Annotated in this window: 20 protein-coding genes; 5 read left to right on the top strand and 15 right to left on the bottom strand. The window is 65.5% G+C overall.

Features of this window, described 5'->3' with window-relative positions:
* Nucleotides 1-11 precede the first annotated feature (11 nt).
* The 3 genes from AC07O0_RS05065 to AC07O0_RS05055 are packed head-to-tail and all read right to left on the bottom strand — an operon-like array spanning nucleotide 12 to nucleotide 2,708.
* Nucleotides 12-908, bottom strand: coding sequence for an ABC transporter substrate-binding protein (locus tag AC07O0_RS05065; protein ID WP_494620572.1), 897 nt, complete (start codon nucleotides 906-908; stop codon nucleotides 12-14).
* Between the two features lie 46 nt (nucleotides 909-954).
* Nucleotides 955-1,746 (bottom strand): deaminated glutathione amidase, encoded by a 792-nt coding sequence (locus AC07O0_RS05060; protein ID WP_494620571.1) that lies wholly within the window; start codon nucleotides 1,744-1,746, stop codon nucleotides 955-957.
* The gene (locus AC07O0_RS05055) at nucleotides 1,746-2,708 is read right to left on the bottom strand and encodes a substrate-binding domain-containing protein (RefSeq protein ID WP_494620674.1); all 963 of its coding nucleotides are present in this window, start codon (nucleotides 2,706-2,708) and stop codon (nucleotides 1,746-1,748) included. Before AC07O0_RS05055 ends, AC07O0_RS05060 begins: the two co-directional genes overlap by 1 nt.
* A 112-nt stretch (nucleotides 2,709-2,820) precedes the next feature.
* Here AC07O0_RS05055 and AC07O0_RS05050 point away from each other — a divergent pair, with 112 nt between their 5' ends.
* Nucleotides 2,821-4,161, top strand: a complete 1,341-nt coding sequence (locus tag AC07O0_RS05050; protein WP_494620570.1) for an aminotransferase-like domain-containing protein — start codon at nucleotides 2,821-2,823, stop codon at nucleotides 4,159-4,161.
* Nucleotides 4,162-4,224: 63 nt separating this feature from the next.
* On the opposite strand, the gene AC07O0_RS05045 is transcribed toward AC07O0_RS05050, so the two are convergent.
* Together AC07O0_RS05045 and cobF are read right to left on the bottom strand one after the other, a co-directional pair.
* Nucleotides 4,225-4,941 carry a GntR family transcriptional regulator gene (locus AC07O0_RS05045; protein WP_494620569.1) on the bottom strand — a complete coding sequence of 239 codons (717 nt, stop codon included), beginning with the start codon at nucleotides 4,939-4,941 and terminating at the stop codon, nucleotides 4,225-4,227.
* Between the two features lie 70 nt (nucleotides 4,942-5,011).
* Nucleotides 5,012-5,773 carry a precorrin-6A synthase (deacetylating) gene (cobF, locus tag AC07O0_RS05040; RefSeq protein WP_494620568.1) on the bottom strand — a complete coding sequence of 254 codons (762 nt, stop codon included), beginning with the start codon at nucleotides 5,771-5,773 and terminating at the stop codon, nucleotides 5,012-5,014.
* Here cobF and AC07O0_RS05035 point away from each other — a divergent pair.
* Nucleotides 5,754-5,900 carry a hypothetical protein gene (locus tag AC07O0_RS05035; RefSeq protein ID WP_494620567.1) on the top strand — a complete coding sequence of 49 codons (147 nt, stop codon included), beginning with the start codon at nucleotides 5,754-5,756 and terminating at the stop codon, nucleotides 5,898-5,900. The two genes, cobF and AC07O0_RS05035, sit on opposite strands and share 20 nt — an antisense overlap.
* A gap of 11 nt (nucleotides 5,901-5,911) precedes the next feature.
* Here the strand turns inward: AC07O0_RS05035 and AC07O0_RS05030 are convergent, their stop codons facing one another.
* The 6 genes from AC07O0_RS05030 to AC07O0_RS05005 form a co-directional block, all read right to left on the bottom strand.
* Complete coding sequence (locus AC07O0_RS05030) at nucleotides 5,912-7,057, bottom strand: amidohydrolase (RefSeq protein WP_494620566.1); 1,146 nt, start codon at nucleotides 7,055-7,057, stop codon at nucleotides 5,912-5,914.
* Nucleotides 7,058-7,158: 101 nt separating this feature from the next.
* Entirely contained in the window at nucleotides 7,159-8,181 is a 1,023-nt protein-coding gene (locus tag AC07O0_RS05025) for a DNA topoisomerase IB (RefSeq protein ID WP_494620565.1), read from the bottom strand.
* A 58-nt stretch (nucleotides 8,182-8,239) separates the two neighbouring features.
* Nucleotides 8,240-9,070: an ABC transporter permease gene (locus tag AC07O0_RS05020; protein ID WP_494620564.1), complete on the bottom strand. Its 831-nt coding sequence runs from the start codon at nucleotides 9,068-9,070 to the stop codon at nucleotides 8,240-8,242.
* A 4-nt stretch (nucleotides 9,071-9,074) separates the two neighbouring features.
* Nucleotides 9,075-9,983, bottom strand: a complete 909-nt coding sequence (locus AC07O0_RS05015) for an ABC transporter permease (protein ID WP_494620563.1) — start codon at nucleotides 9,981-9,983, stop codon at nucleotides 9,075-9,077.
* The gene (locus AC07O0_RS05010; RefSeq protein ID WP_494620562.1) at nucleotides 9,980-11,053 is read right to left on the bottom strand and encodes an ABC transporter ATP-binding protein; all 1,074 of its coding nucleotides are present in this window, start codon (nucleotides 11,051-11,053) and stop codon (nucleotides 9,980-9,982) included. The genes AC07O0_RS05015 and AC07O0_RS05010 overlap by 4 nt, the downstream gene beginning before the upstream one ends.
* 103 nt (nucleotides 11,054-11,156) lie before the next feature.
* Nucleotides 11,157-12,347, bottom strand: a complete 1,191-nt coding sequence (locus AC07O0_RS05005) for an ABC transporter substrate-binding protein (protein ID WP_494620561.1) — start codon at nucleotides 12,345-12,347, stop codon at nucleotides 11,157-11,159.
* A gap of 163 nt (nucleotides 12,348-12,510) precedes the next feature.
* Between AC07O0_RS05005 and AC07O0_RS05000 the strand changes: the two genes are divergently transcribed.
* Nucleotides 12,511-13,206 (top strand): GntR family transcriptional regulator, encoded by a 696-nt coding sequence (locus tag AC07O0_RS05000; protein ID WP_494620560.1) that lies wholly within the window; start codon nucleotides 12,511-12,513, stop codon nucleotides 13,204-13,206.
* Between the two features lie 41 nt (nucleotides 13,207-13,247).
* Nucleotides 13,248-14,444 (top strand): mannonate dehydratase, encoded by a 1,197-nt coding sequence (uxuA, locus tag AC07O0_RS04995; RefSeq protein ID WP_494620558.1) that lies wholly within the window; start codon nucleotides 13,248-13,250, stop codon nucleotides 14,442-14,444.
* Between the two features lie 24 nt (nucleotides 14,445-14,468).
* Here uxuA and AC07O0_RS04990 read toward each other — a convergent pair whose 3' ends face one another.
* The 3 genes from AC07O0_RS04990 to AC07O0_RS04980 form a co-directional block, all read right to left on the bottom strand.
* The gene (locus tag AC07O0_RS04990; RefSeq protein WP_494620556.1) at nucleotides 14,469-14,798 is read right to left on the bottom strand and encodes a YciI family protein; all 330 of its coding nucleotides are present in this window, start codon (nucleotides 14,796-14,798) and stop codon (nucleotides 14,469-14,471) included.
* Nucleotides 14,799-14,803: 5 nt separating this feature from the next.
* Complete coding sequence (locus tag AC07O0_RS04985; protein ID WP_494620554.1) at nucleotides 14,804-15,337, bottom strand: MarR family winged helix-turn-helix transcriptional regulator; 534 nt, start codon at nucleotides 15,335-15,337, stop codon at nucleotides 14,804-14,806.
* A gap of 179 nt (nucleotides 15,338-15,516) precedes the next feature.
* A complete protein-coding gene (locus AC07O0_RS04980) occupies nucleotides 15,517-16,764 on the bottom strand; it encodes an MFS transporter (RefSeq protein ID WP_494620553.1) in 1,248 nt (415 codons plus the stop codon).
* 97 nt (nucleotides 16,765-16,861) lie between these two features.
* On the opposite strand from AC07O0_RS04980, the gene AC07O0_RS04975 reads away from it, so the two are divergent.
* Nucleotides 16,862-17,713 (top strand): LysR family transcriptional regulator, encoded by an 852-nt coding sequence (locus AC07O0_RS04975; protein ID WP_494620551.1) that lies wholly within the window; start codon nucleotides 16,862-16,864, stop codon nucleotides 17,711-17,713.
* A 351-nt stretch (nucleotides 17,714-18,064) separates the two neighbouring features.
* Here the strand turns inward: AC07O0_RS04975 and AC07O0_RS04970 are convergent, their stop codons facing one another.
* Nucleotides 18,065-18,829: a hypothetical protein gene (locus AC07O0_RS04970; protein ID WP_494620549.1), complete on the bottom strand. Its 765-nt coding sequence runs from the start codon at nucleotides 18,827-18,829 to the stop codon at nucleotides 18,065-18,067.
* Nucleotides 18,830-18,972 lie beyond the last annotated feature (143 nt).

Raw genomic sequence — 18,972 nt, 5'->3', positions numbered from 1 at the left:
GGCTTGCCCGCTCAGTTCTTCGAAAGGTTGATGCCGGGCTCACCGATCATGTTGTTGTCGAGCCCCCATTTCTTGAAGATCGCCTCATAGGTACCGTTCGCCTTGAGCGTCTTGATCGATGCAAGCAGGACCTCGCCGAGCGGCGAGCCCTTCGGCACCACCGCGCCCTGGAACAGGTCCTGGAAGCCGTTGGCCTTGCCGACCGCGGCGAGCTCGAGATCGCCCTTGGCCTGCTGGACGAAATAGGTCAGCGGCGCCTGCGAGGAGAAGAAGCCGTCGGAGCGCCTGGAACGGACCGAGAGGATCGAGGTCGGCTGGTCGGTGAAGGACATCACCTCCAGCGCAGGCTTGCCCTCGGCCGCGCATTTCTCGGCCTGCGCCTTGATCACCTTCTCGGCCGAGCCGGCCGACATCACCGCGATCTTCTTGCCGCAGGTGTCGTCGAGGCTGGCGATCGCCTTCGGATTGCCCTTCTGCACCGCGAAAATCACGAACTCCCGGACATAATCGACGAAGTCGTTCGACTCCTGGCGCGACTTGAAGTCCCCGACCGGGCCCATGGCGAACTGGTAGCGGCCGGAAGCGATGCCGCTGAGCGCCGCAGCAAGCCCACTCACCGTCGCATGCTCGATCTTGACGCCGAGCAATTGGCCGATCGCGTCGGAGAGCTCGGCGGCGGCGCCGGTCATGGTCTTGGCGTCGGTGACAATCTCATAGGGTGGGAAGGAGCCGTTGTTGACCGAGATCATCTTGCCGGCGGTGCGGATCGCCTCCGGCAATTTGGCGCGCAGGGCCTCGTCGACCTTCTGCTCGGGGATCTTGATGCTGGCATCCTGGGCGAAGGCCGGAGCCTGCAGAAGTACCGCAGCCAGCGCGGCGGCTCCGGCGAATTTCACGATCATGTTCATGGCGACGTTCCCTTTTTATGGTTTTCAGTAGATCAGCGGCCCGCTCTTAGGCGGCGAGCTCGGGGCCGGCGAAGCGGCGATTGGCGAGGACCGGCAGCGCGGCGCGTGCCGCGGCGATACGGGCCGGGTCGATCTCGGCATAGATCAGCGCCGGAACCTCGCCGGCGCGGGCGATGGCGACGCCGAGCGGATCGACCACCATGCTGGCGCCGATATTGCGCGGGCCGCATTCGCCGGTGGCGATGACGTAGCAGGTGTTCTCCAGCGCGCGGGCGGTGACCATCACTTCCCAATGTGCCTCCTTGCCGAGGCCGCGCACCCAGGCGGCCGGCAGCAGCAACACATTGGCGCCGTCGAGCGCCAGGCGCCGGGCGAGCTCGGGGAAGCGCACGTCGTAGCAGGTCATCAGCCCGCATTTCAGCCCGGCGATCTCGAGCAGCGGCGGCACCTCGGTGCCCGGCTCGACATTGGTCGATTCCAGCGCCGAGAAGGCGTCGTAGAGATGGAGCTTGCGATAGGCCGCGACGATCGCGCCGTCGCGGACCGCGACATGGATGTTGAAGACGCGGCCCTTGCCGTTCGGCACATGGATGCAGAACAGCGTCGTCAGCGCCGAGCCCTTGCTGGCAGCAAGGACGCCCTGCATGAACTGACCGTCGAGAGGCTGCGCCGTCTTGAGCACGATGTCGGGATCGGTGATGTCGCGGGCGAGGATGCCTTCCGGCAGCAGCAGCAGGTCGGCGCCGGCAGCCTTGGCCTCACCCATCAGGCGGACAGAGGTGGCTAGGTTCTCCTGCCATTCGCGGCTGACGGCGAATTGTCCGAGCGCGGCTTTCATCAGATGGCTCCTTCCAGCGCGGAGGCGGCCGGGAACAGGGTCTCCGGCGTCAGGTCGGTCTCGGCGAGCTGTTGGATGTGCAGCTGCTCGATGAACGCGGTGATCATCGTCCGGTTCGCGGCAAGCCCGCTCTCGTTCCAGCTCTCGGGCAGATCATGGCCGCTGCGCACCAGCTCGTCGATCAGCCAGGGCGTGGTGTCGGCATAGCGGCGGCGCTTCTCCAGCCAGACCCGCCCACTTTCGTCGAGGAGATCGCTGAGCGCCTGCGGCAGCCAGGGCTCGCGGGCGGCAAGCTCGGGCTTGATGCCGATGATGTGCATGCCGGGCACGAAGCCGACCTTGCCGAAATAGTCGCGCTCGGCGGCGCGGACATCCGGCAGCAGCGCCCGGAAGCGCGAGCCTTTCGAGAAGAAGCCCTGCGGCATGAACGGCATCAGCACCGCCGCGATCTCGCCAGCGGCGAGCAGGTCGAGCAAGGGTGGCTGGCCGGGCAGCGCCTCGATCCGGCCCGGTCGGGCATAACGCCCGACGCGATCGGTGATCGGATGGTCGGCGGCAAGGCGGCTGACGGCCCAGAAGGCATCGTCGATGCCAAGGCCAGCCGCGGCCATTGCGGCGCGGGTCCAGGTGTTGCCGGAATCCTGCCAGCCGGCGATGCCGATGCGCTTGCCGCGGAGTTCGTCGAAGCGGGTCAGCTTGCTGTCGGCTGCCGTGACGACGCAGCGATGGCGGAAGCCGCGCATGATGAAGTTCGGGATGCCGACGACGCCGGTCTCGCCGCGGGCTCGGCCGGTGGTGTAGCGGCTGAACGAGATCTCGCTGGCGTCGAAACGCGGATCGCTGGCGAAGTCGTCGGGCAGCGCGGCGAGGCGCTCGATCTTCAGCTCGAAACGGTCGGACGCGAGATCGCCGAGCAACAGCGGCGTGATGAAGTCCCAGTCGCGCAGGGCCAGCCGGATCACAGGTTTCAAACGACAGCCTCGCTATGCGGAAAACCTTGGACAGCGGCGAGATTAAATGTTCATTTTGGCTGATCAATCGCTATTACGTTCCTGAACATTTATTTTTGAGTCGATGACCGACGAACCCGACGCCTCCTGGCTGGCAAGCCGCCTGACGCAGCGCACCGCGCGCGGCCTCGCGCTCGACCTCAGCCAGATGATCCGCTCCGGCCTGCTGCCGGTCGGGACGAAGCTGCCGACGGTGCGGGAGCTCGCCTTCCGGCTCGGCGTCAGCCCAGGCACGGTCTCGGAAGCCTGGAGCGAGCTGAAGCGGCAGAAGATCGTCTCAGGCCGCGGGCGCGGCGGCGCCTGGGTCAGCGGCGACAATGCGACGCCGCGGCCGACACGGATGGCCAGCGTCGCCGATTTCGGGCCGGACGCACTCGACCTCTCGCTGGCGGTCCCGGACGCCACGCTGATGCCGCCTCTGGCCGAGGCCCTGGCGCGGGCTGCAACGGCGGAGAACCTCAACAGCTATGAGCGCACGCCGATCCTGCCGGCACTGCGCGAGGCGGTGGTGCCGCACTGGCCCTATGGACCGGACGCCTTCCTTGCCACCAATGGCGGCTACAACGCCGTCTACTCGGTGCTGCACGCGACCGTGCTGCCCGGCTCCTGCATCGCGATCGAGGATCCGACCGCAATGCGGCTGCTCGACATCATCGAGGACCTCGGCGCCGAGATCCTGCCGGTCGGCCGCGATGCTGAAGGCCCCCTGCCCTCGGAACTCGCGGCCGCGCTGGAGCGGCGCCCGTCGGCCTTCATCTTCCAGCCACGCACCCATTCGGTGACCGGTCAGCATGTCAGCTCGGCACGGCTGGCCGAGCTCGGCCGGGTGCTCGCCGGCAGTGATACGCTGGTGATCGAGGACGATGGCCTCGGCGACGTCTCGATCCACCCGCCGATCAGCCTGGGCGCGACGATGCCGGAGCGGGTCGTGCATATCCGCTCCTTCTCGAAATCGCTGGGGCCGGACCTCCGGATCGCCGTGCTGTCGGCACCGGCCATGGTGATCCGGCAGATCCAGTCCTATCGCAGCTTCTCCTCGGGCTGGACCAGCCGGCTGCTGCAGGCCGCGACTGCCTGGCTGCTGACCGATGCCGAGACCGGCCGGCGGGTCGAGGAAGCTCGCGCGGTTTACGCCCAACGCCGGCAGGCGCTGGTCACTAGCCTGGGGGAGCGAGGGCTCGTCATGCCGGAGAGCGACGGGCTGTGCATCTGGGTTCCCGTCGAGAGCGAGCAGTTCGCGCTGGTGACACTGGCGGCTCACGGCATCGCGGTGCTGCCCGGCAGCAAATGCGCGGCGAGGCCGACCGAACATGTCCGGGTCGCGACCGCGATCCTGGCCGAGGGTTATGAACGCGTCGCCGAGGCGCTGATCAAGGCGGCGCAGCGGGGCGATACCCGACCGTAGCGCTCGCTTTGCGGCGCATGTCGCAGGCACGAGCCCGGAATGACAGCGCGGCGAGGAGCCCTGCTATGGCTGATGCAGCGTTGTCGTATGGACCGGCAACTCCTCGTCCTCGAACAGCTCCGGGTGTTCGGCAGCGATGCGCGGCAGCGCGTTGAGGATCTCACGCAGATGGATGCGCATGGCAGTCGCAGCGGTATCGGAATCGCCGCCTTCGAGCGCATCGACGATGGCGTTGTGCTGGGTGATCAGCAGCGGGATCGGCGAGGTCCCGGGCAAGGAGAGATAGCGCACCCGGTCAGTCTGGGCCCGGGCGCTCTCGACCACCTTGCCGGCATAGTCGCAATCGACGATCTCGGCGATCGCCTGATGGAAGGCCTCGTCCAGTACGGTGAAGCCGGAATAGTCATCGCGCCCAGCGGCAGCGGCCTGTTCGGCGATCAGGCGACGTAGGCGGGCGACGCCAGCGGGATCGATCAACCGGCTCGCTGCCCGCGCCAGTGCGCATTCCACCGCCTCGCGCACGAAGCGAGCATTGGCGACCTCGCGCATCGAGATCTTCATGACATAAGTGCCGCGGCTCGGCAGGATCTGCACCAGCCCGGCCTCGGAGAGCTTGATGAAGGCCTCGCGCACCGGCTGCCGGCTGACGCCGAAGCGGCCGGCGATCTCCTTCTCCGACAGCGCCTCGCCGGGCCTGAGCTCGCTGGCAATGATCGCCTGACGCAGGGCCGCGACGAGCTGCGGCGCGATCGGATCGCGAAGCCGGAGCTGGACGTCCATGAGCAAAACTCCTTCGGCCCGCCGTACCGACATTATACCGGTATGGTGGCCTAACGGCAAACGCCGAGGGTCAACCCTCCCGCCGGCGCAGCAGATAGGTGTCCATGATCCAGCCGTTCTGCGCGCGAGCGGCCTCGCGGGTGCGGGCGATCTCGTCAGAGACCTCCACGAGCGGACCGGAAGCCAGCACCTCCTGCGGCGCGCCGAGATAGGCGCCCCACCAGATGTCCAGACCAGCCGGATCGATCCTGGCGAAGGCCTGCTCGCCGTCGAGCATGACGATCGTGCTGCCGGCCTCGTCGCGAAAGCCGCCCTCGGCGAGCTTGCGGCCGGTGGTGATGGTGACCGGCTCGCCGATGCGGTTCAGCACCAGGCGATGTGCCGCCGCCAGCGCCTGGACGCTGGTGATGCCGGGGATGACGTCATAGTCGAAGACCAGACCACGAGCGCGTACGGCTTCGATGATGCGCAGCGTGCTGTCGTAGAGCGAAGGATCGCCCCAGACCAGCAGCGCCCCGGTCTGATCCTCGTCGAGCTCCTCGCGGAACAGGCGCTCATAGCTCTCGGCCAGCGCCGCATGCCAATCGTCGACGCTGCCGCGGTAATCGTCGCCCGCAGCGGCGCGCTTGGGCACGGAAAGCGGCACGGCGCGCCAATTGTCATGCTCGATATAGCGCCGGCAGATCTCCTCGCGCAGCGCGCGCAAGGCCGATTTCTCGGCACCCTTGTCCGGCACGAAGACGACATCGACGCTGTTCAGCGCCCGCACTGCCTGGATCGTGACGTGCTCGGGATTGCCGGCGCCGATGCCGATGATCCTGATCCTGCGCATGGGCACCTCTTTTGTGTTCGAGGCGCCGCATAGCACGATCCAGCAGGGGCGCGTCATGCTCGGGCGCAGGCGCGAGCATCTCGTTCCGGAAATTCTCGGGTCTGCGCTTCGCTTCGCCCGAGAATGACGCCCTTTTCCTTAACCCAACAAATTGCGGACCGTGCGCATGAAGACCCGAGCGCCGGGCGCGATGATTGCGTCCGGGAAGTCGTAATCGGGATTGTGCAGCGGCGGGGTGTCCTCGCCGGAGCCGAGCAGGAACATCGCCGATTTCGAGGAGCGGCCGAACAGGCCGAAGTCCTCGGAGCCGCGCTGCGGCGGCGTCTCGCCACGCGCGATGCCCTCCTCGTCGCAGGCCTGGCGCAGATGCGCCACCGCCTCGGGATGGTTCTCGCAATGATGGAAGACGTCGTGATAATCCATCGACACGGAGAGCCCGCCGGCGGAAGCGGCGTCGCGCACCAGCGCCTCGGCCTCGGCGCAGAGCGAGCCCATCAGGGAATCATTCAGCGTGCGCAAGGTCGCCCAGAGCTCGGCGCGGCCGGGGGTAATACCGAAGGCCGGCTCACCCATGCTGGCATGGGTGACCGTGACGAGGCGGTAATTGCCCTCCAGCGCGCCGCCCAGGCCGAGCGCGGTCAGCTCCGGCATCAGGCGAGCGAGCGCCTTCATCGGCGAGACCGCATGCTCCGGCGTCGCCGCATGCGAGGTGTGGCCGGTCAGCACGATCTTCAGGCCGCGCGAGGCGCAATTGGCCGGACCTTCCGAGATCCGGACAGCGCCGAGCGGCAGCCCGGGCTTGTTGTGCAGCGAGAAAGAGAAGTCGGGCGCGATCTCCGGAAACTTCGGATCGGCGATCACCGCGGCAGCGCCCGCTCCGGTCTCCTCCGCCGGCTGGAACAGCAGGATGGCGCGTCCGCGCTGTGGCCGCTGCCGGCCGAGCCCGCGCGACAGCGCCGCGACCGTGGTCATATGGCCGTCATGGCCGCAGAGATGGCCCTTGCCCGGCACCTGCGACGAATGCGGCACGCCGGAAAGGTCCTCGATCGGCAGGGCGTCGAGCTCGCAGCGGACCAGCACGGTCGGGCCGGGCTCGGCCCCTTCATAGATCGCGGCGACGCCATGGCCGCCGAGGTCGGTGACGATCCGGTCGGGCGCGCTCGGGGCGAGGAAGTCAACAATGGCCTTCGCCGTCTGGCGCTCCTCGCCGGAGATCTCCGGCGCGCGATGCAGGGCATGACGCAATTCGATCAGCTCGACCATGTCGGAATTGGTGAGAAACATGCCTGGCGCTTCCTCGGGTGATTTGCTTCGAGCATCACCAGTGCGCCGGCGGGTTCAACCCCTGTCGCCGCCCGGCCAGGGCAGACGGCCATGCATCCCGCTCACACCGCCAGCAACCCCAGCGCCCGCTCGATGCGCGAGCAGCCGCCGCGGCTGCGCGCCTTGCGATAGGCCCGGCTGAGGCGGCCGCTTGCATAGGCGTCGACGACGATGGCGTGGACATAGCTCTTGCGCACCACGGCTGGCGTGTTGACCAGCCGCTCGGCGATGGCGCGCATGATGTCGGCGAGCTGGCGCTTACGGCCGCGCTCGCTGGCGGCGATGTCGGTCGAGAGCAGCAATTCGGCCGCCGCGGCATTGGCGGCGAGCATGCGCAGATCCTTGCTGGAGATCGGCAGGCCCGCCGCTTCCTTCAGATAGGCGTTGATGTCGGCGGCATTGATCGCGGCGACCGAGCCGTCCTCGGCGCGGTACTGGAACAGGCGTTTGCCCGGGATGGTCTTCAGCCGGGTCAGGGCGCGCGCGAGCGGAGCGTCGTCCCGGCCGCAGGTGATGTCCTTGCCGCCCTTGCCGCGGAAGGCGAGCGTGACATGCTTGCCGGAGACATCGACATGGCGCTTCAGCAGGGTCGAAGCGCCATGGCTGCCATTGGTGCGGGCATAGACCTCGTTGCCGACGCGGATATGGCAGCGATCGATGACCGCGGCGGCACAGGCCAGCGCCTTGGCGCGTGAGAGCGTGCGGTCCTTGAGGTCGGCGGCGATGCGCTCGCGCAGTTTCGGCAGCGCATTGATCAGGCGGCCGAGGCGCTTCAGCTTGCGGCGCTCGCGCACCTTCTCCCAATCCGGGTGATAGCGATGCTGGATGCGCCCGGCATCGTCGCGGCCGGCGGCCTGGAGATGGGCGCGCGGATCACTGGCGATCAGCACATCCTCATAGGCCGGCGGGATTGCCAGCGAGCGGATACGGGCGAGCGTTCCTTCGTCGGTGATCTTGCCGCCGTCGGCGTCGCGATAACCGAAATTGCGGCCGACCCTGACGCGGCGGATGGTGAGATCGTAGATGGTCGCACGGCGCAGGCGGCCCTGGCTCGCATTGGCGCCTTCCCTGCCCTTCGTGACCATTCAGCGCCTCCGCAGCTCGACCGGCTGCGGATGAATGCAGGATAGGCTCCGAGGTTCCCTACCGCTTCGCCCGCGCGACGATCTGCGTCGGGTTGACGAAGCGCAGCGCGATCACCAGCCAGACCAGCGTCGTCACCATGTAGATCACCGCCATGGCGTCGATCGACTGCACGGCGCGCACGCCGGCGGCGAAGACCGCGTAATAGAGCGCAACCACCAGCGTCTGGCTCGTCGGGCCGGCCGTGAGGAAGGTCAGCTCGAACATCGCGATCGTGCGGACCAGCACGAGCAGCAGCGCGGCGAGGATGCCGGGCATCAGCAGCGGCAGCAGGACGTGGATGAAGAGCTTGAAGGTGTTGGCGCCGAAGACGCGCGCCGCCGCCTCGATCTTGGTGTCGATCTGCTCGATGAACGGGATCATCACCAGGATGACGAAAGGCACCGTCGGCACGAGATTGGCGAGCACCACGCCCGACATCGAGCCGGCAAGGCCGGTGCGGTAGAGCACCGTCGCCAGCGGGATGCCGAAGGTGATCGGCGGCACCAGAAGTGGCAGCAGGAAGAGCAGCATCACCAGCTTCTTGCCGGGGAAGTCGCGCCGCGCCAGCGCATAGGCGGCCGGCACGCCGATCAGTCCCGAGAGGAAGACGACGAGGAAGACGATCTGGAAGGTGACCGTCAGCACGTCGCCGAGCTGGAACTCGGCCCAGGCGGCGCCATACCAGCGCGTCGTCCAGCCGTCCGGCAGCCAGGAGCGCAGCCAGCGCGTCGAGAACGAACTCGTCACCACCGCGGCGATCATGCCGAACAGGTTGACGATGAAGAAGCCGATCAGCGTCCAATTGGCAGCGGCCCAGAGTTTGGTCGAGAGGCGGGTGTCCTTGACCATCGGATCAGCCCTTCCCGCCGCCGGCCGGGCCGCGATAGAGCATACCGCGCAGGCCCAGAACTGCGACGACGATCGCGAGCTGGACCATGCCCATGATCATCGCGACGGCCGAGGCCATCGAGTAGTCGTATTCCTCGAAGGCGGCCTGGTAGGCGGCGATCGAGATGACGCGGGTCGGTCCCGCCGGCGCCCCCAGCAGCACCGCCGAGGGGAAGACCGAGAAGGCCTGCACGAAGGAGAGGCAGAAGGTGATCGCGAGGCCCGGCAGCAGCAGCGGGAAGAGGATGTGCTTGAAGCGCTCCCAGGGTCCGGCGCCGAGCGTCGCGCCGGCCTGCTCCAGCGCCGGGTCGACGCCGGTGAGATAGGACAGCGTCAGCAGGAAGGTGAAGGGGAAGCCGGTGATGACCAGCGAGAGCATCACGCCCCAGTAATTGTGCAGGAGCTTCACCGGCGAGGAGATGATGCCGAGCGTCATCAGCGTGCGGTTGAACCAGCCTTGCGGGCCGAGATAGTTCAGCAAGCCTTCAGCGACGAGCACGGTGCCGAGCGTGATCGGGATCACCAGGATGGTGGTGAGCAGGCGTTGGTTCTTCATCAGCCGGACGCGGAAGGCGATCGGGATCGCCAGCAGCAGCGTCACGATCGTCACAGGCATGGCGAGCCAAAGCGTTGTCGCGATCGTGCCGTAAAGGAAAGAATCCGAGAAGAAGCGCTGATAGTTGGCCAGCGCCCCGCCCGCCTTCGGCGTGAAGGAGAGGAAGAGCCCGTAGAAGAACGGGTAGATGAACAGCGCCAGCAGGAAGATCACCGCAGGCAGGACGAGCAGGGTCAGCCCGTCGAGGCCGCGCGCGGCGAGGCGCTGCTTGAGCGGAATCTCGGCGGTGCCGGGCGCCGCGCCAGACAGAGTGCTCATGCGCCCTCTCCGAAGACGAGGACGCGATCCGGAGCGGCCGAAAGGCGGATCTCGGTGCCCGGCGCGATCCGGCTTTCGGCGAGGAAGGTCAGCGGCGTATCGTCCGCCATGCGGGCGAAGCCGACGAATTCACGGCCGTGGAACTCGGTCGAGACGACCTTGGCTTTGAGCCCCGGAGCGCCATCCGCCACCGGGTGCAGGTCCTCGGGGCGGATCGAGATATGGGCGCCCTGCCCGGCCGCAACCGGCGACCTGACGCGCCCGGCGACGCCGACCTCGCCGACCGTGACCGTAGCCAACTCCGCCGTGGCGGAGGCGACGCGGCCGGCGACCTTGTTGCGGAAGCCCATGAACTCGGCGACGTCGAGATGATCGGGCCGCGAGAACAGGTCCTCCGGCCCGCCGACCTGGCGGATCTCGCCATCGCGCATCACCACGATGCGGTCGGCGAGCGAGAGCGCCTCCTCCTGGTCGTGGGTGACGTAGATGGTGGTCGCGCCGAGCGTGTTGTGGATGCGCCTGATCTCGGCGCGCATCTCGAGACGCAATTTGGCGTCGAGATTGGAAAGCGGCTCGTCCATCAGCACGAGTGGCGGCTGGACCGCGATGGCGCGGGCGATGGCGACGCGCTGCTGCTGGCCGCCGGAGAGCTGGCCTGGCAGCTTCGCCTCCTGGCCCTGCAGGCGGACCAGCGCGACGGCCTCGGCGACGCGGCGCTCGCTCTCGGCCTTGGCGATGCCGCGCATCTTCAGGCCGAAGCCGATGTTCTTCTTGACGCTCATATGCGGGAAGAGCGCGTAGCTCTGGAAGACCATGCCGAAGCCGCGCTCTTCCGGGCGGAGCGGGTCGATGCGCTTCTCGTCGAGCCAGATGCCGCCGCCGGTCGCCGGCAAGAGGCCGGCGATCAGGTTCAGCGTCGTCGACTTGCCGCAGCCGGATGGGCCGAGCAGCGCGATGAACTCGCCCTGCTTGATCGTCAGCGAGACGTCCTTGACGGCATTATGCGTGCCGAAGTCGCGGCAGAGCCGGTCGAGCCTGAGTTCGCGGAAATTCGCGGCATGTATCGACATGAAGGACCATCGAGTTGGAACGGATGGGCGGTCGGCTGAAGGCAGGCGACAGCAAGGCGGCAGGCCGGTCAAGGACCGGCCTGCTTCGTGATCTCGGCAGGGGCTATTTGCGCTTGGCGCCGCCGACCTGCTCGTCCCACATGCGGAAGGCGACGACCATCTTGTCGGGGTCGAGCGGCGTCTCCAGCGGCGCCTCGGCGATCAGCTTCTCGTATTCGGGCCGGCCGAATTCCTTGATCGCCTTCTGGCTGTCCTCCGGGGCCATGTCGAGCGTGACACCCTTCACCGCCGGGCCCGGATAGAAATAGCCCTCGTCATAGGTGTAGGCCTGCTGCTCCTTGGTGAGCAGGAAGCTCATCAGGTCGAGCAACACGGCGAGCTTGTCGTCGCCGACGCCCTTGGGGATGCACATGTAGTGCGCGTCGGTGACCCAGTGGAAGCCCTTGATCGCGCCGACCTTGGCCTCCTTCGGCACGACGCCGAGAACGCGCGGATTGATGTCCCAGCCGGTGGTGGTCACCGTCATGTCGCGCGAGCCCTCGCCGAGCTCCTTCATCACCGCGCCGGTGCCGGCAGGGTAATACTCGACGTTCTCGCCGATGGCCTTGAGATAGGCCCATGTCTTGTCCCAGCCCTTGACCGGATCCTTCGGATCGCTGTCGCCGAGGATATAGGGCAGGCCCATCATGAAGGTGCGGCCGGGGCCGGAATTGGCCGGGCGGGCATAGAAGAAGCGGTTCTTGTTCTGCTTGGTGTAGTCGAGCAGCTCCTGCGCCGTCGTCGGCACGGTCTTGACCTTGTCCGGCATGTATTCGAGCAGCGGCCCCGAGGGGTAGTAGGTCACGACCACGCCCTGCCCGCTCGCCAGGCCCTGCATCTTGTTGGCGCCGTCGAGATAGATCTCTCCGAGCTTGGGCAGCGCGCCGGCCTGCTGCGGCAGCAGCGGAATCCACAGGCCCTGCTCGACGCCGGCCGAGAGCGCATCGGTGCCGGTCAGCACCATGTCGATGTCGACGCGGTTCGCCGCCTGCTGCGCCTTGATCTTGCCGGGCAGTTCGGGGGCCGGCGCCTTGGTGAAGGTGATGCGCGAGACCAGGTTCGGCTTGGCCTTGCGATAGTTCTCGAAGGCCTTCTGGGTCAGCGCCAGATTGCCGGCGACGTCGACGATCGACAGCGCGACCGGCGAGGTCGGCAGCCTCAGCCCCTGGGCGAAGACGCCGGGCGCAGCCGCGAGACCGGCCATGCCAGCGACGCCGCCGAGGAATGTGCGGCGATGGATCGTATCCTGGACCATGTTCTCCCCTCCCGGCGGGTTCGCCGCCTGCTGTTTCCCCAGCCCGTGAAAAGCGCGCTCTTGCAGCACTTTTAGCACCGGCGCTTACTGAATTCGCGGCTTTCGGAGTTGACGCCTCCGTTTGGGCCGGTATCCTAGTATACTAGTGAACAAGAGCTTGGCAATGGGCATCGCCGCGGCGAGACAGAGCACCGACCAGATCTACCGGGCGCTGCGCGGCGACATCCTGAACGCGGTGCTGCGTCCGGGTGAATCGATCTCGGAAGCGCGTATGGCGCTGCAGTTCGGCGTCAGCCGCACGCCGGTGCGCGAATCGTTCAAGCGGCTGGTCGAGGACGGCTTCCTCGTCGTCGTGCCGCAGGTCGGCACCTTCGTCGCGCCGATCGACCTCGCCGCCGTCTATGACAGCCAGTTCGTGCGCGAGACGCTGGAATGCCGCACGGTCGCGCTGGCGGCGAAGAACATCGACGAGGACGGGCGAACGACCCTCGCCGCTCTGATCCGGACGCAGGAGCAGGCGCTGGCCGATGGCGACCGGGCGGGCTTCTTCCGCAGCGACGAAGCCTTCCATGCCGAGCTCTCGCGGCTCTCGGGCCACCCTTCGGTCTGGAGCCTGATCGAGAGCGTCAAGGCACAACTCGACCGTGTCCGCTGCCTGTCGCTGGAGACGAGCGGCTGGTCCGACATGATCCTGCGCGAGCACCGCGAGATCGCCGCCGCGGTCGCGTCCGGCGACGAGGCGAAGGCCGAGCGCACCATGCGTGCGCATCTGCGCACCGTCTTCGATGCGATCGAGGCGATCGCCCGCGACCATGTCGAAGCCTTCGCCGCGAGCGGCGGGCTCAGCAAACCCACCTGACGACGCCGCGACAGACGGCAGCCCAAAAAGGACAGACGACGATGGAACAGACCTGGCGCTGGTTCGGCCCGGACGATGTGGTGACGCTCGCCCAGGCCCGGCAGGCGGGTGCGCGCGGCATCGTCAACGCGCTGCACCAGATCCCCTATGGCGTGGTCTGGAGCGTCGAGGAGATCGAGAAGCGCAAGGCGATCATCGAAGCCGACAAGAGCCTCGGCCTGCGCTGGGCGGTGGTCGAGAGCCTGCCGATCCACGAGGACGTCAAGATCGGCGAAGGCGACCTCGAAACCATCTTCGCCAATTACCGCCAGTCGCTGCGCAACCTCGCCGCCTGCGGCATCGAGGTGGTCTGCTACAATTTCATGCCGGTGCTAGACTGGACCCGCACTGACCTCGCCCAGCCCTTGCCGGGCGGCGGCACGGCGCTGCGCTTCAACCTGCACGAATACGTCGTCGTCGACCATTTCATGCTGCAGCGGCCGGGCGCCGACGAGGGTCATTCCGCCGAGGTGATGGACAGGGCCAAGGCGTGGTTCGAACGCTCCTCGGAAGCAGACCGGGCCAAGCTGATGGCCAACATCATGGCCGGCCTGCCCGGTGCCTATGACCGCTACGACGTGCCAGGGCTGAAGCGCATCCTCGCGCGCTATGCCGACATGAGCCATGACGGCCTGCGCGCCAATCTGAAGCGCTTCCTCGAAGCGGTGATCCCGACCGCCGAAGAGGTCGGCATCCGCATGTGCATCCATCCGGACGACCCCCCGCGGCCGCTCTTCGGCCTGCCGCGCATCTGCTCGAACGAGGACGACATCGCCTTCATCCTCGGCGCGGTCGACTCGCCGTCGAACGGCCTCACCCTCTGCTCCGGCTCGCTCGGCGCCAATCCGAAGAACGACGTGCCGGCGATTGCGCGCCGCTTCGCCGACCGGATCTGGTTCGCGCATCTGCGCAATGTCGCCAAGGATCCGGACGGCTCGTTCATGGAGGCCGAGCATCTCGGCGGCGACACCGACATGGTCGCCCTGGTCGACGCGCTGATGGCCGAGCAGACCCGGCGCAAGGCCGGCGGCTGGCGGCATTGGCGCATCCCGATGCGCCCCGACCACGGCCACGAATTGCTCGACGACGCCAAGAAGGGCTCGTTCCCGGGCTATCCGGCGGTCGGCCGCCTACGCGGCCTGGCGGAGCTGCGCGGCGTGATGACAGCGCTTGCGAGCGTCAAGGGGTATGCGAGCTGAGGAGCCTGACAGATCGTTCGATCATCAAGACCGATCGCGCTTCACCTTGACCGGTTGCGCGATCTCGATCGAACCGCCTGCAGCGAGATGGGGGCAGGCTTTGGCTATGCGAATAGCCGCCTCCATGTCATCGGCCGTGACGAAGCTCAGCCCGACGACAGGGTTTGGCCCACCATCATCATTGACTGCACCGTCTGGGTGGACGGTCTTGCTGGCGACCATCGGGTTGATATTGCCCTCGAGAGCCTCACCCAGCTGGTCCATCCAGTTCAGCCACGCCGTCATCAGCTCGGGATTTTCGGCGGCGGTCTTCGGGATGCTGCCGCCATGATAGGCGAATAGATACTTCGGCATAATCTTTACTCCTCTCTACGGGAACTCACGTCACTCCTCTCGGCGCGCAACGCCGCAAGCTCAACTGGGCAGATGTCTTGGGGGCACGCGGCGATATCGCACAGTCGGCAAGTCAGCTCACAGGTTGCCCGGTCTGGCGTCAGAGCGGTCAACATCGCGTCGAGCATGTCCGCCAGCTGCTCTTGCTGGCGCGTCGAAAGCACGGTCAAAGCACGCGAAAAAGCTGAGCGGCGCGCCTTCAATACCGCTTCCGCACTCTCGGTCCCGGCCGGCGTCAACAGCACCGCACGGGACCGCCCGTCATCCAAGCTCGCACGGCGCTCGATCAACCCGTCGGCCTGCAGCTTGTCGACAAGGCGCGTGGTCCCCGCGGCCGAGAGTCCAACGATCTTCCGCAAGTGATCTATCGGCCTGTCCGGAAAGGCGAGCACGGTGGCAAGTGCTGCCGCTGCCGTGACGCCTTGGCCTGAAGCATTCTCGATATTGATCCGCATTGCGTCAGCCAGTGCAATGACGAACGCGCCGAGCAGATTGTTCACGCGCTGATCTGAGTTCATGGTCCTAATATTTGCTTGCGTTACGCAAATAGTCAAACGACGATACTTCCTGGCGCCATGGGTGACGCTGGCTGGATGTACGTGGCAGCGAACAGCGTTATCGCGTGCAGATCGAGACGCCGGCCGGTCTGAAAGAGCTGTCCTGAGGCAAGGGCCTCGGCTCAGCGCTCGACCGGCCGATTCGGCGCCCTCAGCAGCGGCAACGCCATGGCAACGACCGGCACAATCAGCAGCGCCCAGGCACAGGCATAGCCGAACTGGTCGGCGACCAGGCCGAATATCCAAGGGCCCAGTGCCATGACGAACAGGCAGAGCGTCGAGGCGAAGCTCACCGTCGAGGCAATCGAGCTCCGCGGCGCCATCTCGGCGATCCCCAGCAGATAGAGCGGGAACCAGCCGATCCCGAAGATGCCGAAGACAACGAGGACCACCGCCGCCAGCGGCGCCGGGACGGCCGCCGGCAGCGCAGCGAGCACCGCGGCAGCGCCAGCCCCGAGGAGCGCGGTCACGGCGAAGGACTGGGAGCGTCGCCCGGGCCTGAACCTGTCGCTGAGCCAGGGCAGCATGACGCGCCCGGGAATCCCCGCAAGCTGCGCCAGCGCGAACAGGCTCGCCGCGCCGAGCATGCCGAGCGCGAGGGCGTCGGCCATATAGCCGATCGCGTGGGCCGTGAAGGTGAACTGGAAGGCCGACATGGCGATGCCGAGGCGGAGCACCGGCCAGAATTGCGGGCTTTCACCGACTGTCCGGATCAGTTCGCGCAGAGGCAGCGGCATCTCGCGCTTGGCCCCCACCGCCTCGCCCTCCTTGTAGAAGAGCAGGAACAGCAGCGCGCCGAGCAGCGACACCGTCGCGCTGGACCAGGCCGCCGCATGCAGGCCGAAACGCACCGCGAGCAGGGGCAGTACGGCGGCTGCGATCATCGTGCCCAGGGGTACCGCCGCCTGGCGGAAGCCGGTGGCAAGGCCGCGATGCCGCGGCGGGAACCAGCGCATGATCGCCCGCGTCCCGCCCGGCTGTACCGCAGCGTAGGTGCCGCCGAGGAAGGCCATGCAGACCAACAACCCGGTCAGCTCGTCGACAAAGGCGGCCGCAGCCATGGCGAGTGCCATGCCGAGCATCGCCAGCCCGACCACGATCCGCTCGCCATGGCGATCGATCGCGCGGCCGAGCGAATACATCGTCACGATCTGCGTGCCGTTCATGGCGGTGACAGCGAGCGCCGCCGAGGCGAGCGAGACGCCGAACGCATCCCGCCAGAACGGGACGAGGATGTAGACCCCCTGCGAGACGAACGAGCCCGCCGTTTGCGTCGCGACCGCCACCGTCAGCACGGTCCAGATATAGGGGTCAGTCTCGGCATGGCTCGCGACCGCTTCGGGAGCGAGGTTCGGACCTGTCTTCGACATCGGCAGCTGGACTCTGGCTAGGGGCTGCCGTGACAAAACACTGATCCGAAAGCGATCGAAACTGTCGTGCCCTCAGTTTCAATGATATCACTTTGTTATGGAAATGCGCCTCACGCTCGACCCGGAAGCCGTCGAGACCTTCGTCCTCGTGGCGGAGCACCGCTCCTTCACGCGCGCCGCCGGCCTGCTGAACACGACCCAGGCTGCCACCTCGCTGCGCTTGCGCCGCCTGGAGGAGCGGCTGGGCCAGCGCCTGCTCGAACGGACGCCGAGGCGCGTCACCCTCACCTCCGCCGGCGAGCGCTTCCTTGCCCCCGCACGCGAGTTTCTGGCCGCGCACCGCCGGGCGACCGATGCGCTTTCCTCCGACAGCGTTCGCCTCTCGGTCGGCATCACGCACCATCTGGTCGGGCCGGATCTCGCCCGCCTGCTGCAGGCTGCGGGCAAGCGCGACGGCGGCGTGACCTTGAACTTGCGGATCGGCTCGACGCGCGCGCTTCTCCAGCGCTACGACGCGGGCGACCTCGATGCGGTCATTGCCCTGCGTTACGACGAGAGCCGCCGCGACGGCGAGCTGTTGACGGACGCGCAATTCGGCTGGTTCTGCGCCCCGGACGTCCCGGTCGCCAGAGACGAACCGCTGCCGCTGGCGGCTCAGCCGGAGCCGTGCAAGCTGCGCCTGATGGCTATCGAGGCACTGGAAGCCGCCGGCATCCCATGGCGCGAAGCGTTCACCGGCGAAGGTGCCGCCGCAGTCGGCGCCGCCGCGATGGCGGGCCTCGGCGTCGCCCTGCTCGCCCGACAGGCCGCGCCGACCGGCCTCAGCGAGATCGGAACCCGCCTCGCGCTTCCCGCCGTGCCGACCCGGCCGATCGTCCTGCACTCAAGCGTCAGCCAACCGCGCGCGGCGGCGACGCTCACGGCAATCGCAGCTGCGTTTCGGTCCTGAGCAGCGGCCTGCCGGCGAAACCGCCCGGCTATCTCAGCACGTACCCCGCCTCGGTCAGCGGCGTATATTCGTAGCAGCAGTTCCATTCGTAGAAGCCGCCGGTCATCAGCCTCGCGCAGGCCGCCGGCTAGGGCATTGGTGCATCCCGGCTGACCTCGCTAAGAATATGCTCGACGACACCATCTGCCTAATGGGGCTAATTACCTGCACGTCTCGAAGATGACATTTGCCAGCGTGAAATATACAGTGAACAACGGTGATGATATTTAATCTAAACAATCATTGCAATTTGATATTTTAGTATCATTTTATTATGAGCATTTTTATAGCAAAATACTCAATACTAGAATATTACTTACGGCTTGAATCCTTTCTAAATCCTACGGTGTCTGGTAAGTTTCTTAGCGCAAGAGACATTAATCTTAAAAAACCCTCTTCACTATGCTTCCCGTCATTTATTATCTGAAAGGCACCAACAACGGTCAAAACAAGAATTATTGCTATTATTGCAAATGGTATATACAAAATTGAAACATATTGAGCAGAGACTAGAAATAAGCAACCAATTATGATTGCCGTAAATAAATAAAATGACCCAGACAACCATGGGTTATTATTTTTCTTTATATCCTGAGTCATAGCTTTATCTTGCTGAAAGGCCAATTCTCGTAGCTTCTCTCTAAATTTACTTAAAATTTTTGATTTTTCTTCTATACTTTCTGCTTCAAGCCCCCACATCATTTCCTCAAATCTATCACGATCCACAATTCCAATATCCGCATCCTCCAAATATTTACGGTACCCCGACAGAACGGCAGCACTAAGGGATCGCTCCGCGCCCGTTCCGACTACATTCATTACAAATATTGTATTTCTACCAACTTCAAACCAATGAAATAAATAATCTTTTTTATCAGAAAACGCATTTCTTATTTTGGCTATGACATCAATGGTTCCATCATTAAATGGGTCTCTTTTTATAATTTCCGACCAACTCAGATCTATATTTTCAAAAAAATTTCTAATTTCAGCCTCGAATGCATCTCCCTTGCTAAATACCCATGTCATGAAAGCAATTCCAGCCTCCAAAGCATCTCTTCGGGAGATATTCTTCATTTTTTCTCTCACCCTCGTCTATTAATAGCTGCAATCCGACTCAACGAATTGCGGTCACAAAAGCTCTTGAGAGACAAGATTGCTGCAAGCCAGTCTTATTACCAGATATATAATACTCAAATTCAGCAGCAACGCGAGGTTGA

The organism is Allobosea sp. GW821-FHT10B12, from assembly GCF_059415545.1.
This window is presented reverse-complemented; position numbering and strand designations above follow the sequence as displayed.

Coding starts and splice junctions, on each gene's coding strand:
- AC07O0_RS05065 (WP_494620572.1), bottom strand. CDS start 908: ATGAACATGATCGTGAAATTCGCCGGAGCCGCCGCGCTGGCTGCGGTA.
- AC07O0_RS05060 (WP_494620571.1), bottom strand. CDS start 1,746: ATGAAAGCCGCGCTCGGACAATTCGCCGTCAGCCGCGAATGGCAGGAG.
- AC07O0_RS05050 (WP_494620570.1), top strand. CDS start 2,821: ATGACCGACGAACCCGACGCCTCCTGGCTGGCAAGCCGCCTGACGCAG.
- AC07O0_RS05045 (WP_494620569.1), bottom strand. CDS start 4,941: ATGGACGTCCAGCTCCGGCTTCGCGATCCGATCGCGCCGCAGCTCGTC.
- AC07O0_RS05035 (WP_494620567.1), top strand. CDS start 5,754: ATGATCCTGATCCTGCGCATGGGCACCTCTTTTGTGTTCGAGGCGCCG.
- cobF (WP_494620568.1), bottom strand. CDS start 5,773: ATGCGCAGGATCAGGATCATCGGCATCGGCGCCGGCAATCCCGAGCAC.
- AC07O0_RS05030 (WP_494620566.1), bottom strand. CDS start 7,057: ATGTTTCTCACCAATTCCGACATGGTCGAGCTGATCGAATTGCGTCAT.
- AC07O0_RS05025 (WP_494620565.1), bottom strand. CDS start 8,181: ATGGTCACGAAGGGCAGGGAAGGCGCCAATGCGAGCCAGGGCCGCCTG.
- AC07O0_RS05020 (WP_494620564.1), bottom strand. CDS start 9,070: ATGGTCAAGGACACCCGCCTCTCGACCAAACTCTGGGCCGCTGCCAAT.
- AC07O0_RS05015 (WP_494620563.1), bottom strand. CDS start 9,983: ATGAGCACTCTGTCTGGCGCGGCGCCCGGCACCGCCGAGATTCCGCTC.
- AC07O0_RS05010 (WP_494620562.1), bottom strand. CDS start 11,053: ATGTCGATACATGCCGCGAATTTCCGCGAACTCAGGCTCGACCGGCTC.
- AC07O0_RS05005 (WP_494620561.1), bottom strand. CDS start 12,347: ATGGTCCAGGATACGATCCATCGCCGCACATTCCTCGGCGGCGTCGCT.
- AC07O0_RS05000 (WP_494620560.1), top strand. CDS start 12,511: ATGGGCATCGCCGCGGCGAGACAGAGCACCGACCAGATCTACCGGGCG.
- uxuA (WP_494620558.1), top strand. CDS start 13,248: ATGGAACAGACCTGGCGCTGGTTCGGCCCGGACGATGTGGTGACGCTC.
- AC07O0_RS04990 (WP_494620556.1), bottom strand. CDS start 14,798: ATGCCGAAGTATCTATTCGCCTATCATGGCGGCAGCATCCCGAAGACC.
- AC07O0_RS04980 (WP_494620553.1), bottom strand. CDS start 16,764: ATGTCGAAGACAGGTCCGAACCTCGCTCCCGAAGCGGTCGCGAGCCAT.
- AC07O0_RS04975 (WP_494620551.1), top strand. CDS start 16,862: ATGGAAATGCGCCTCACGCTCGACCCGGAAGCCGTCGAGACCTTCGTC.
- AC07O0_RS04970 (WP_494620549.1), bottom strand. CDS start 18,829: ATGAAGAATATCTCCCGAAGAGATGCTTTGGAGGCTGGAATTGCTTTC.